Annotated in this window: 11 protein-coding genes; 6 read left to right on the top strand and 5 right to left on the bottom strand. The window is 57.6% G+C overall.

Annotation, left to right across the window (positions count from 1 at the left end):
* The 3 genes from cydB to cydC are packed head-to-tail and all read left to right on the top strand — an operon-like array spanning position 1 to position 4,288.
* Positions 1-1,002 (top strand): cytochrome d ubiquinol oxidase subunit II, encoded by a 1,002-nt coding sequence (gene cydB, locus ACF8YQ_RS08790; protein ID WP_396623225.1) that lies wholly within the window; start codon positions 1-3, stop codon positions 1,000-1,002.
* Entirely contained in the window at positions 1,003-2,676 is a 1,674-nt protein-coding gene (cydD, locus tag ACF8YQ_RS08785; protein WP_396623224.1) for a thiol reductant ABC exporter subunit CydD, read from the top strand.
* Positions 2,669-4,288 (top strand): thiol reductant ABC exporter subunit CydC, encoded by a 1,620-nt coding sequence (gene cydC / locus ACF8YQ_RS08780; RefSeq protein ID WP_396623223.1) that lies wholly within the window; start codon positions 2,669-2,671, stop codon positions 4,286-4,288. The genes cydD and cydC overlap by 8 nt, the downstream gene beginning before the upstream one ends.
* On the opposite strand, the gene ACF8YQ_RS08775 is transcribed toward cydC, so the two are convergent.
* Entirely contained in the window at positions 4,289-5,530 is a 1,242-nt protein-coding gene (locus ACF8YQ_RS08775; RefSeq protein WP_396623222.1) for a saccharopine dehydrogenase family protein, read from the bottom strand.
* 158 nt (positions 5,531-5,688) lie between these two features.
* On the opposite strand from ACF8YQ_RS08775, the gene ACF8YQ_RS08770 reads away from it, so the two are divergent.
* Both ACF8YQ_RS08770 and ACF8YQ_RS08765 read left to right on the top strand, forming a co-directional pair.
* Positions 5,689-6,018 (top strand): hypothetical protein, encoded by a 330-nt coding sequence (locus ACF8YQ_RS08770; protein WP_224848383.1) that lies wholly within the window; start codon positions 5,689-5,691, stop codon positions 6,016-6,018.
* Positions 6,019-6,042: 24 nt separating this feature from the next.
* Entirely contained in the window at positions 6,043-6,498 is a 456-nt protein-coding gene (locus tag ACF8YQ_RS08765) for a hypothetical protein (RefSeq protein WP_396623221.1), read from the top strand.
* Between the two features lie 30 nt (positions 6,499-6,528).
* On the opposite strand, the gene ACF8YQ_RS08760 is transcribed toward ACF8YQ_RS08765, so the two are convergent.
* Positions 6,529-7,470, bottom strand: coding sequence for an electron transfer flavoprotein subunit alpha/FixB family protein (locus ACF8YQ_RS08760; RefSeq protein WP_014421441.1), 942 nt, complete (start codon positions 7,468-7,470; stop codon positions 6,529-6,531).
* Entirely contained in the window at positions 7,471-8,220 is a 750-nt protein-coding gene (locus ACF8YQ_RS08755; protein ID WP_011784958.1) for an electron transfer flavoprotein subunit beta/FixA family protein, read from the bottom strand.
* Positions 8,221-8,538: 318 nt separating this feature from the next.
* On the opposite strand from ACF8YQ_RS08755, the gene ACF8YQ_RS08750 reads away from it, so the two are divergent.
* Positions 8,539-10,191 carry an electron transfer flavoprotein-ubiquinone oxidoreductase gene (locus ACF8YQ_RS08750; RefSeq protein ID WP_011784959.1) on the top strand — a complete coding sequence of 551 codons (1,653 nt, stop codon included), beginning with the start codon at positions 8,539-8,541 and terminating at the stop codon, positions 10,189-10,191.
* 214 nt (positions 10,192-10,405) lie between these two features.
* Here the strand turns inward: ACF8YQ_RS08750 and ACF8YQ_RS08745 are convergent, their stop codons facing one another.
* Together ACF8YQ_RS08745 and ACF8YQ_RS08740 are read right to left on the bottom strand one after the other, a co-directional pair.
* Positions 10,406-11,818, bottom strand: coding sequence for an IS1182 family transposase (locus ACF8YQ_RS08745; protein ID WP_396622918.1), 1,413 nt, complete (start codon positions 11,816-11,818; stop codon positions 10,406-10,408).
* A 104-nt stretch (positions 11,819-11,922) separates the two neighbouring features.
* The gene (locus ACF8YQ_RS08740) at positions 11,923-12,384 is read right to left on the bottom strand and encodes a peptidylprolyl isomerase (protein ID WP_011784960.1); all 462 of its coding nucleotides are present in this window, start codon (positions 12,382-12,384) and stop codon (positions 11,923-11,925) included.
* Positions 12,385-12,417 lie beyond the last annotated feature (33 nt).

Here is a 12,417-nt window from a genome sequence, read left to right as displayed (position 1 = left end):
ATGGAACTGTTTGATCTCGCCCTCATCTGGGCGTTTATTATCGGCTTCGGCATCATCATGTATGTGCTGATGGACGGCTTTGACCTGGGCGTGGGTATCCTGTTTCCGTTCGCTCCGTCGGAAGAGGACCGGGATACCATGATGAACTCGGTGGCCCCGGTCTGGGACGGCAACGAAACCTGGCTGGTGCTGGGCGGTGCCGGCCTTCTTGCCGCCTTCCCGATGGTGTATTCCATCTTCCTGCCGGCACTCTACATTGGCGTATTCCTGCTGCTGGCAGGGCTTATCTTCCGGGGTGTGGCGTTTGAATTCCGATTCAAGGCCCGTACCTCCAGGTACCTGTGGAACTGGTCGTTTGCCGGTGGCTCTACCATTGCCGCATTCGCCCAGGGTGCTGTGGTCGGGGCTTACATCCAGGGTTTCAATACCGTGAATGGCGCCTACGTTGGCGGCGCGCTGGACTGGCTGACCCCGTTCACCGTGCTGACAGGCCTGGGGATGCTGGCCGGTTATGCCCTGCTGGGTTCTACCTGGCTGATTATGAAAACTGAAGGGCGCCTGCAAGAGTGGGCCTACCGGGTAAGTGCACCACTGCTGATTGCCGTGTTGGTGGTGTTTGGCATTATCAGTGTATGGACGCCCTTTGTTGACGACATGGTGCGGGAGCGCTGGTTCTCCAATCTGGGCGTGATCTGGATTCTGCCGGCCCTGACCCTGCTGTGTGCTTTCCAGATCTGGCGTTCGGTACGCAACCGGTTTGAAGGTATGCCATTCATTGCCACCATGGGCCTGTTCATCACCACCTACCTCGGACTTGTGGTGAGCAAGTGGCCGTATGTGGTTCCGCCCAACTACACCCTGTGGGATGCGGCTTCCGCCTATGAGTCCCAGCTGTTCCTGCTGCTCGGCCTGCTGTTTGTTATTCCCATCGTGCTGGCCTACACCGCCTGGACCTACTGGGTATTCCGCGGCAAGGTGCGTGCGGGCGAAGGGTACCACTGAGTGGCAGATCCGGCCCGGTCAAAGGTCCGCGCCTGGCTATCGGGTCTGGCCCGCAATAGCCAGCGCTGGATCACCGCAACCGTTCTGGCCGGTGTTCTTGCCGGGCTGGCCACCATCGTACAAATGGTGTTGCTGGCCTGGCTGATTCACCAGGGTGTGATTGAAAAAACGCCGGTTTCCGAACTCACGCCCGTATTTCTGGCCCTGCTTGCGGTTCTGGTGATTCGGGCCGCAGGCCAGGGGCTGCAAACCCGCTTTGCAGCCCGCTGCAGCGAGCAGGTGCGGCGCGATGCCCGCCGGCAACTACATCATCACTGGAAGGCCACCGGCCCGGTGAATCTGGCGGATACGTCCGCTGCGTCCCTGGCTCGCGAGTGGTTGGACCACGTGGAGGCGCTTCACGGCTATTTCGCGCGTTTTCTGCCGCAGATGACCCTCTCCGTGGTGATTCCCCTGGCCATCCTTGTTCTGGTGTTCTGGCTGGACTGGCTGGCTGGTATTTTCCTGGTGCTCTCTGCTCCGCTCATTCCGCTGTTCATGGCCCTGGTGGGCATGGGCGCAGAAAAGCTGAACCAGCAACATTTCGAAACGGTCAGCCGGTTGTCCGGCCAGTTTCTGGATAAGGTACGAGGGCTAACGACGCTTCAGCTGTTCGGGCAAACCGAGGCGGCCAGCCGCACGCTGGAAAACCGTTCCGACCAGTACCGCAAGATCACCATGAAAACGCTGAAAGTGGCATTTTTGTCGTCAGCGGTACTGGAATTCTTTGCCGCTGTGGCGATTGCGGTATTGGCCATCTATATCGGCTTCGGATTACTGGGTTATATCGAATTTGGCCCAAGCGACGAACTCACGCTGTTCAGTGGTTTGCTGATTCTGCTGTTGGCTCCGGAGTTCTTTCAGCCGTTGCGCACCCTGTCTCAGCACTATCACGACCGGGCCGCCGCCCTGGGGGCCGGTGCCGAGATTCTGGCCCGGCTGGAACAGTCTGTCGACAACGCAGAGCCGATCCGGCCAGACAACAGCATTAGCAATCAAGGCATTCAGATCTCCGGGGTCACGCTCCGTTACGGCGAGGGCCCGGTCATCTTCGATAACCTGGATATCCGCATCAAGGCCGGTCAGGTGATCGCCCTTACCGGACCCTCTGGTGGAGGCAAATCGACCCTTTTGCATCTGCTGGCTGGCTTTATTCAGTCAGAGGCAGGGGCTGTGTCAGTATTCGGCGAGGCTCCGGGCAATCAGCCGTTCGGATGGCTTGGCCAGCGGGGCTTCTGGATTCAGGGCACCTGGGCCGAAAACCTTCGGCTAACCACCCCCGATGCGACGGATATTGCCATCGACTATGCATTACGACAGGTGGGCCTGGGTGAGCTGGTGGACAGCCGGGCTGACGGCATTCACAGCCGCATTGCCGAGGATGGTCTGGGGCTGTCCGGTGGTCAGGCCCGCCGTTTAAGCCTGGCCCGTATCTTCCTGGCGGACTATCCCCTGATTCTACTGGATGAACCGACGGCCGGGCTGGATGCCACCAGCGAACTGTTCATTCTGCAGGCCCTGCATAGACTCAGCGAATCCGGAAAAACACTGGTGTTCTCCACCCATCATCAGGCGCTGCTGACATTGGCAGACCGCGTATTGATCGTAAATGACGGCGAGGTGCGCGATGCCTGAACTGAAGCCCTGGCTGGCGCTGATTTTCCGTCGCAAAGGTCGCCTTACGGTTGGTGCCGGCTTGCTACTGGGCACCCTGCTTTCCGGTATCGGTCTGCTAGCGTTGTCTGGCTGGTTTCTGACCGAAACCTCGCTGGTTGGCCTGTTGCTGGCCGCGGGGATACAGGCCTACATCAATCTTTATGTGCCGGGCGGTGGTATCCGTTTTTTTGCGGTGTCCCGAACGGTGTTCCGGTATCTGGAGCGTGTGTACAACCACAACACCGTACTGCAGCTACTCACCGATATTCGGGTGGCCCTGTTTGACCGATTGGCGGCCCGGCCACGAACAGAGCGCAGTTCCCGTTCCGGCGCGCAGTGGCTTTCCCGGCTCACAGCCGATGTCGATGCGCTGGACACGCTTTATCTGAGGCTGATTGCCCCCGCCGCCCTGGCAGCGGTGGTTACCTTGCTGCTTACCGCAATGGCCTGGTTGCTGTTTGATGGCGTGGTAGCGCTGATTCTACTGGCGATTCTGTCGCTATCGTTCCTGATATCCACCTGGCTGGTGTATCTGCGCACCTGCGCTGCCTCCGGGCAATTGAGCGATCAACAGGAGAGCCTGCGGGGCGAGCTGATTGAACATCTTGAAGGCTTTGCCGAACTCACCGCCGCCGGCCGCACCGGCAAACATACGGCCCGGCTGATGCGGCGTAGTGTTGAGTTGTCCCGGGATCAGGCCAGGATCGACAGCCGAACCGGGTGGCATCAGGCCGGCTCTCATCTGCTGATCAATGTCGCGGCCGTGGCGGCCTTGTGGCTGGGTTTTCACCTGTTTCAGGAAGGTGCTCTGAGCGGTCCGGTACTGGTGCTTCTGCCCATTGCCCTGCTGGGCCTGGCCGAAGTCTACGCCATGCTGCCGGATGCTTTTGGCAAGCTGGGGGCGACTCGCTCTGCCGCGCAGCGCCTGAACTCCGACCATGGTCTGGAAACGGCCGCGGCATCAACCGCTAACCCTGCTGGCGAACTGCCGAAGGGTCTCGCGCTTCAGGCCAGCGATATCACCGTCGGTTACCCGGGGTACTCACCGTTGCTCAGTCACTTCACTCTGGAGCTTCACCCGGGCGACACCGTCGGTATCGTTGGCGTGTCCGGCAGTGGCAAATCCACTCTGGCGGATACTCTGGCCGGGCTGGCAGAACCACGCCGAGGGCAACGTCATTCTCTGCCCTGCGCCTATCTCACTCAAGCGACCGTGGTGTTCGAAGACACCGTGAAAGCAAACCTTCTGTTGGCGAACCCCAACGCCGAGGACGGCGATTTGTGGCGGGTACTGGAACTGGTGGAACTGGCGGAACGCTTTGCTCAGGAAGCCGAAGGCCTGGATACCTGGCTGGGCAGTGCCGGCAACCGGTTGTCTGGCGGGGAGGCCCGGCGATTGGTACTTGCGCGGGTTTTGCTGAGCCGGGCGCCGGTGGTGATCCTGGATGAACCTTTCACCGGTGTGGACGAGGCAACCCGTACCCGGATCTCGCCCCAGATCAGCCGCTGGCTGCAGGGGCGAACCGTGGTGTGTCTCGGCCATGGGCCGGACGCCCTACTGGCCTCCGACCGCATTCTACACCTGGGTTGATCAGCGGGTTTCGACCACTTCAAAGGTCAGACCGGCATTGGCCTGCAGGCGTTCGAGCAATTTGCCATCGAGTGCCGAGGCTGGGGTCCAGAAGCCGCCTTTCACATCATCTTTCACATCAAAGGCCAGGCACAGCCCGGCTTCACCCAGCATTTTCGCGGTGGAGCCATAACCCGGGTCGCGATCGCCGGTTACCTTGGTGATCATGGTCTTGCCATCCGTGGTTTTGCCCACGAAACGCAGATCGTAGAAGCCTTTTTCCTGATCTTCGGGGCTCGGGCCCTCACCAGGCTTGGGTACGAGCTTCTCGACCACCCACCGTGTTGGCTTGATTGCGGACGCGGTAAAGAACGCGCCCAGCGCACCGACCATACCGTAAGCGGTCAGGCGGCCTTTGGTGCCCTTGCCGGTCATGATGGCTTCGTCGTAGGTGAACTCTTTGCCGTAGCGGGCACCCTGCAACGCATTGGAGCGGTGCACCACACGGGTGTTGATGGCACCCATCACAAACGGGGCCAGCCAGGCGTTGAAGTTCTTGTCAAACTCAGCAGATTTCAGGCTGGGCTGGCGTTTCTCGGAGCGATGCTCCGGCGGGCAGATAGAGAACGGGTTGGCCAGTTCCTTGCGCAACTTGGGGTCGGCTCCGGCTTCCTTGGCTACGTTGATCATGGAAGCCACCGTGCCGCCAGAAAGGCCGCCCTTGGCCACTTTCACTCTCATGCGCACATCCTGACAGGGCTTGCCGAAGGTTGCTTCCGCTTGCTGCTGCAGGAACCACACGCCCATGTCCGAGGGAATCGAATCAAAGCCGCAGCAATGCACAATCCGTGCGCCGCTTTCTTTGGCCTTGACCTCGTAACGCTCGATCATCCGGCGGATCCACTGCACTTCACCGGTCAGGTCGCAGTAGTCCGTGCCTGTCTCGGCGCAGACTTTTACCAGAGTCTCGCCGAAAAGAGCGTAAGGGCCCACGGTGGAGATGACCACCCGGGTCTGGCCGCACAGATCGCGTAGCGCAGGCTCGTCTGCTGCATCTGCCAGAATGACCGGTAATGATGCGGCGCCTGCCCCCAAGTCCGACTTGAGCTGGTTCAGCTTTCCTTCGGAGCGGCCGGCAATGGCCCATTTGACCTCCTTGTCTGCACCATAGTTTTCCAGAAGGTAGCGAGCCAGAATCTGGCCGACAAAACTGGTGGCACCGAACACGACAAGGTCATAGTTCGCAGCTGTGGTGTCTGTCATGGTCTGTCCTTGTTCAAACGAATGTATGAATGGATGGTAACAGGTTTATTCTGTGGTGCTACTTCCCCGTGAACTCGCGAACCCGCGTCGGGCCGGCCAATCGTTTGTCCTGTGGACTGAGGCACACTCTGCCCAGTCATTGAAGGAGGAGAGCCCCTTTGAGCGTCTTTCTGATTATTATCAGCCTGTTTCTCCTGGCTTGCAGCGCGCTGCTGGTCTGGCAAGTGCTTGAGCAGCGAAAGATGATCAAGCAAATGCTGCAAAGCGAGGATATCAGCGATACACATCAGGATCCTGAGCTGGTGCTTACGTTACGGGTACGGGATCCGATTGCCCTGGCTAAACGCGAATCCCGCACCGGACGGGTGCTGGCCGACCGCCTGCCGGTGATGACCCGCAAAATGGTCTATCAGGAAGTAATGAAAGAGCTGGAGCGGGAACTGGACGAGCGGGACATTGAGGTAGATATGCACATTGAGTATCGCTAGTTACGGAGCGACAGGAGGCTTGCCATGCTGTTACTGATCGTTAGCCTGATGTGCCTGGCCGGCAGTGGAGTGCTGTTGTTTGCTGCGTTCCGGCTTGCCAATGGCAACCGGCGCAATCTGAGAATCCTGAATGCGCATCGAATTGGTGCCCTGAGTGCGATCCAGAAAAGCCGGATGGACCTGATGGAAGTTCGCAACCGCGCCCGGTTGCTGGAAGAAACGGTGTCTGGCGGTGCAACGGCGGTCGAGAAAGTCCACAAAGCCATCGCCAACACCACGTTTGGCCTGATCGACCTGTTTTCCCGGGATGATGAGTTCCGGGACAGCGCCCGACGGATGCAACAGTCCCACCATCAGAAAAGCGAGCAGGTGTACAAGGCGGTGAGAACCACCAACCGGGCACTGCATATCCTTGCCGATACGCTGATTATCGGCAAAGCGGAAAAGCGCATTGTCTCAAAAACAAAGAAGGCGCCCTGAGGCGCCTTCTTTTTCTTAAACTTCAGAAAGTTACAGAACTTTCTTCAGTTCTTCTTCCAGCTGCGGAACTGCTTCGAACAGGTCTGCAACCAGGCCGTAGTCGGCCACCTGGAAGATCGGGGCTTCTTCGTCCTTGTTGATCGCAACGATCACCTTGGAATCAGACATACCCGCCAGATGCTGGATGGCACCGGAGATACCAACCGCAACGTACAGCTGCGGAGCAACGATCTTGCCGGTCTGACCAACCTGCATGTCATTCGGCACGAAGCCGGCATCAACAGCGGCACGGGAAGCACCAACCGCAGCGCCCAGCAGATCAGCAACCTGCTCCAGCATCTTGAAGTTGTCGCCGTTCTGCATGCCACGGCCACCGGAGATAACGATACCGGCAGAAGCCAGGTCCGGACGATCAGACTGAGCTTTCTCTTCACCAACGAAGGAAGACAGGCCAGCGTCTTTTACTACGTCCAGCTGCTCAACAGAGGCAGAACCACCTTCAGCGGCTACCGGGTCGAACGCGGTCGGACGAACCGTCACAACCTTGATGCTGTCGCTTGCCTTGACGGTCGCAATGGCGTTACCAGCGTAGATCGGACGCACGAAGGTGTCTTCGGATTCAACGCGGATAATGTCAGAAACCTGGGCAACGTCCAGCAGCGCAGCAACACGCGGCATGAAGTCTTTACCAGTGGTGCCGGCAGAGGTCAGGATGTGGCTGTAACCCTTGCCTACTTCAGCAACCAGCTCAGACAGGTTTTCTGCCAGGAAGTGACCGTAAGCGGCGTTGTCGGCAACCAGCACCTTGTTCACGCCTTCTGCCTTGGCAGCGGCTTCAGCGACGGCGCCTACGTTCTCACCGGCAACCAGCACGTCGATGTCGCCACCGATGGCCTTGGCAGCCGCTACAACGTTCAGAGTAGCCTGTTTCAGGCTGCTGTTGTCGTGTTCAGCAATTACCAGGATGCTCATTTAGATCACCTTCGCTTCGTTCTTCAATTTATCCACCAGCTCAGCTACGTCAGCCACCTTGATACCAGCCTGGCGTGCAGCCGGGGCTTCGACTTTCAGGGTGGACAGGCGAGCGGCAACGTCAACGCCCAGGTCAGCCGGAGACATGGAGTCCAGCGGCTTCTTCTTGGCTTTCATGATGTTCGGCAGAGAAGCGTAGCGCGGCTCATTCAGACGCAGGTCTGTGGTAACAACCGCCGGCAGGTTCAGAGCAACTGTCATCAGACCGCCGTCTACTTCGCGGGTTACGTTAACCTTGTCACCGTCAACAACCACTTCAGAGGCGAAGGTGCCCTGGCCCATGCCAGTCAGAGCAGCCAGCATCTGGCCAGTCTGGTTGTTGTCGGAATCGATGGACTGCTTGCCAAGAATAACCAGCTTGGGCTCTTCTTTCTCAACAACAGCCTTCAGCAGCTTGGCCGCTTCGAGGGACTGAACTTCTTCGTCAGTCTCGATGTGGATACCACGGTCAGCACCCAGAGCCAGGGCAGTACGGATCTGCTCCTGAGAAGCCTTCGGGCCAATGGATACAACAACGATTTCACTGGCAACGCCCTTCTCTTTCAGACGAACCGCTTCTTCAACTGCGATTTCGCAGAACGGGTTCATTGCCATCTTGACGTTGGCGAGATCAACGCCGGTGTTGTCCGGCTTGACGCGCACCTTCACGTTGTAGTCGATAACTCGTTTTACAGCGACCAGAACCTTCATAGATTCCTCGTTCTTCTACGATGGGTTTAATGAGTCTTCACAGTCAAAGGACCGGGTTGACCCGACCTGACAATGAGACGATACTAAAAATCGACTCAAAACACACTATATTTCGGTGTATACGTACAATGCCAAAGGTTAGTGCAGATTTCAAACAAACGTTTGTTTGATTCTTCAAATGCGTTATCCTTTCGGAACAAAGAGCCGTTTTGAGCGGTTTCGGGCTGTCGTCTATACGCACTTTTACCGGTATGATGGCGCCCCTGATGAGGCCTGCGGGCAAACAATATCCATTAAAAGCTGTTTGAGGAGACCAACGTGGAACGCGAATCGATGGAATTTGATGTTCTGATCGTCGGCGGCGGCCCTGCGGGCCTGTCGGCAGCCTGCCGCGTCATGCAACTGGCGCAGGAAGCCGGCGAAGAACTGACCGTTTGTGTGGTTGAAAAAGGTTCTGAGATCGGCGCGCACATCCTCGCCGGCACCGTATTTGAGCCCACGGCCCTGAACGAACTCTTCCCGGACTGGAAAGAGAAAGGCGCCCCCCTGAACACCCCGGTTACCCGGGACGATATCTTCCTGCTGAAGAATCAGGAAAAGGCCACCAAAGTACCCAATGCCTTTGTGCCCAAGAACATGCACAACCACGGCAACTACATCATCAGCCTGGGCAACCTGTGCCGCTGGCTGGCTGAGCAGGCCGAACAGCTGGGCGTTGAAGTGTATCCGGGCTTTGCCGCTTCAGAAACCATCGTCGAAGATGGCCAGGTAAAAGGCATTATCACCGGTGATATGGGCGTTGCCCGTGACGGTTCCGAGAAAGACGGCTACATGCCGGGTATGGAGCTGCGCGCCAAGTACACCCTATTCACTGAAGGCTGTCGCGGTCATCTGGGCAAGCGCCTGATCAACGACTTCAAGCTGGACGAAGGCAAGGATCCGCAGCACTACGGCATCGGTATCAAAGAGCTGTGGGACATCGACCCGGCCAAACACGAGCCAGGTCTGGTTGTTCACACCACCGGCTGGCCGCTGAACGAATCCGGCTCCACCGGCGGCTCTTTCCTGTATCACCTGGAAAATGGCCAGGTTTATGTTGGTCTGATCACCGATCTTTCCTACAGCAACCCGCACCTGAGCCCGTTCGAGGAATTCCAGCGTCTCAAGTACCATCCGGAGATCAAGAAATACCTGGAAGGTGGCAAGCGTGTTGCCTACGGCGCCCGTGCAATCGCCAAGGGTGGCTACAACGCCCTGCCGAAGATGAGCTTCCCGGGCGGCCTGCTGCTGGGTTGTGATGCCGGCACCCTGAACAGCTCCAAGATCAAAGGCTCCCACACCGCCATGAAATCTGGCCTGCTGGGTGCGGAAGCTGTATTCGAAGCTCTCAAGGAAGGCAAATCCGGTGAGGAAATCACCAGCTTCCAGAAGCGTTTCGAAGACAGCTGGCTGTACAAGGAGCTTTACGCCGAGCGTAACTTTGGTCCGGCCATGCACAAGTTCGGCAATATCGTCGGCGGTGCCATCGCCTTCTTCGAGCAGAACATTCTGCGCAGCAGCCTGCCGATCACCTTCCACGACACGACTCCGGACTACGCCACCCTGAAGCCGGCGTCTGAGTGCAAGAAGATCGACTATCCGAAGCCGGATAACAAGCTGACGTTTGACCGCCTGTCCTCGGTGTTCATTTCCAACACCAACCATGAGGAAGATCAGCCGGTTCACCTGAAGCTGACCGACCCGGAAATTCCGCTGAAAGAGAACCTGCCGAAGTACGACGAGCCAGCGCAGCGTTACTGCCCGGCCGGCGTATACGAAGTGGTCGAGAAAGACGATGGCAGCGGCAAGAAGTTCCAGATCAATGCCCAGAACTGTGTTCACTGCAAGACCTGTGACATCAAGGATCCTGCCCAGAACATCACCTGGGTAACGCCGGAAGGCGGCGGTGGTCCGAACTACCCGAACATGTGATCCACGATCACAGTTTCAGAAAACCGGGGCTTGCCCCGGTTTTTTTATGCTCACAGATTATTCCGGCCATAAAAAAACGGCCCCCGAAGGAGGCTGTGTAAAAACACGATTTACATAGCTTCTGAGCAGGCCCGCAAAATGCCTCGGACATCGTCCGGGGCATTTTTGCTTTCAATCAGCCTATATTTACAGGCAATAAAGAGGCCTAAGCGCCTCAAGCCAGCCTTGCCAGCATCCCCTTCACGCCCAGCACGTTGATCGCCCGCATCAGGTTGTAACTCAGCACCCCCAGACTGTATTCACTACTGGCAGAACTCAGACCCCAGCAGGTAAATCTCCCTTTATTCAGCATTCTCTTGAGTGTAGCGAAGGTCGGCTCAACGGTAGCCATCCGACGGATCATCCGCTCAGGTGTGGCGGCGTTCGTTGCTTTCTCCAGAGCCTCTTCATTGAAGTGGCGTGTGACCCAGCGTCTATCCGCCTTGGTGCATTGGCTCTGGAGCGGGCATTGATTGCAGCCTGAACGTGCGTACAGATGCAGACGATCCTTGTTGCTCACCGTCTTGTGAGGCAGCCGCTCTCCAGCAGGGCAGAGGTAAGCGTCCTCTTCGGGCAAATAGGTGAAGTCACGTTTCTGGAAGTACTCGCCGTTTCCCTGATTGTTGACCGCCCGGTTCGATGGCACTGCCACATCGTACCCAGAAGACTGAAGCTCTTTGATCTGCTGACCGTTGGAGTAGCCGGCATCGGCAACGAGGGTTTCTAGTCTGCCCTCCAGTACATCATGGGTCTCTTGGGCGATCGGTTTCAGTTGCTGGTTATCGCTACCTGCCTGTGTCAGGTCGTGGTGAACGATCAGTTGGTATTCCTCGTCAACGGCATTCTGCGCGTTGTAGCCCACCACCGTGCCTTCCCGGCCAGATTTCATCAGCTTGGCGTCCGGCTCTGTACGACAGAGCTGAGTCTTATCCTCATCGACCAGCGTCTTCAGCTCATCCTGCAGTTCCGCCTTGTGGGTTTCCAGATAAGCCAAGGCTTCGGATACTTTGTCACGGTTCAGATCGGCGTCATCACCTTGTTCCGATGCCGCCAGCTGAGCGAGATAACGATCAATTTTCTGATCCAGCTTGCCCAGCTGCTTCTCCAGCTGCTTGCGGGTAACAGCCTGGTCTTTACTGGCGGCCGCTTTGAACTTGCTGCCATCAATCGCCACCAACTGGCCACTGACCAGTCCTGCCTGTTTGCAGAACACAATGAACTGCCGGCACACCTTCTTGACCGCGTCACCGTTATCTTTACGGAAGTCCGCGATGGTCTTGAAATCCGGTGCCAGCTGCTTCATCAGCCAGAGCACTTCCAGGTTGCGATGACATTCTTTTTCCAGCCGTCGGGTACTGCTGGTCTGGTTGAGGTAGGCGTAGATATAAAGCTTGAGCAAATCGCCGGGGTGGTAAGGGCGGCGGCCGGTATGAGCCGTCTGAGCTTTCCTGAACCCCATCTCTGACAAATTCAGTGAATCCACAAACGCATCAATGACGCGAACCGGGTGATCTTCGGGGACATAATCTTCAACGCTGGGTGGGAGCAACAGCGCCTGACTTCGAGGGGTGCCTTCAAGATGCCTCATAAAAAATAACCGCGAGCCATGTCGCGGTTATTTTGCCAGCTTCGGAGGCTGTTTTCACACAGCCTCCGAAGGTGCCGTTTTCTGATCAACCATCAGAAGGCATATCAGTGCACGTGGCCGTGCTCTTGCTCTTCGTCGGTTGCTTCGCGGGTTTCTACCACTTCAACGTCGAAGTGCAGAGTCTGGCCCGCCAGCGGGTGGTTGGCATCGATGGTAACGGTTTCGTCGCCAACTTCTACTACGCGAACGACCTGGGGGCCGCCCGGAGTCTGTGCCTGGAACTGCATGCCTGGCTCGATGGTGTCTACGCCCTCGAAAGCAGAGCGCGGAACCGGCTGGATAAGCTCTTCGTTTACTTCACCGTAGCCTTCAGCTGGCTCTACGGAAACTTTAACCTGGTCGCCAGCGTTCTTCTCGGTCAGCGCACTTTCCAGTCCGCCGATGATGTTCTGTGCACCTTCCAGGTATGCCAGGGGCTCACGGCCTTCTACGCGGGAGGAATCGAGTTGCTCTCCCTGGTCGTTAGTGAGCGTGTAGTGGATGGTGACAACACGAGGTTGGGCCATGTGATCTCCTTGCGTGTCGCAATGACTGTGTAT

This window comes from Marinobacter sp. W-8 (assembly GCF_044342215.1).
Classification (GTDB): domain Bacteria; phylum Pseudomonadota; class Gammaproteobacteria; order Pseudomonadales; family Oleiphilaceae; genus Marinobacter; species Marinobacter nauticus.
This window is presented reverse-complemented; position numbering and strand designations above follow the sequence as displayed.

Coding starts and splice junctions, on each gene's coding strand:
- cydB (WP_396623225.1), top strand. CDS start 1: ATGGAACTGTTTGATCTCGCCCTCATCTGGGCGTTTATTATCGGCTTC.
- cydC (WP_396623223.1), top strand. CDS start 2,669: ATGCCTGAACTGAAGCCCTGGCTGGCGCTGATTTTCCGTCGCAAAGGT.
- ACF8YQ_RS08775 (WP_396623222.1), bottom strand. CDS start 5,530: ATGACAGACACCACAGCTGCGAACTATGACCTTGTCGTGTTCGGTGCC.
- ACF8YQ_RS08765 (WP_396623221.1), top strand. CDS start 6,043: ATGCTGTTACTGATCGTTAGCCTGATGTGCCTGGCCGGCAGTGGAGTG.
- ACF8YQ_RS08760 (WP_014421441.1), bottom strand. CDS start 7,470: ATGAGCATCCTGGTAATTGCTGAACACGACAACAGCAGCCTGAAACAG.
- ACF8YQ_RS08755 (WP_011784958.1), bottom strand. CDS start 8,220: ATGAAGGTTCTGGTCGCTGTAAAACGAGTTATCGACTACAACGTGAAG.
- ACF8YQ_RS08745 (WP_396622918.1), bottom strand. CDS start 11,818: ATGAGGCATCTTGAAGGCACCCCTCGAAGTCAGGCGCTGTTGCTCCCA.
- ACF8YQ_RS08740 (WP_011784960.1), bottom strand. CDS start 12,384: ATGGCCCAACCTCGTGTTGTCACCATCCACTACACGCTCACTAACGAC.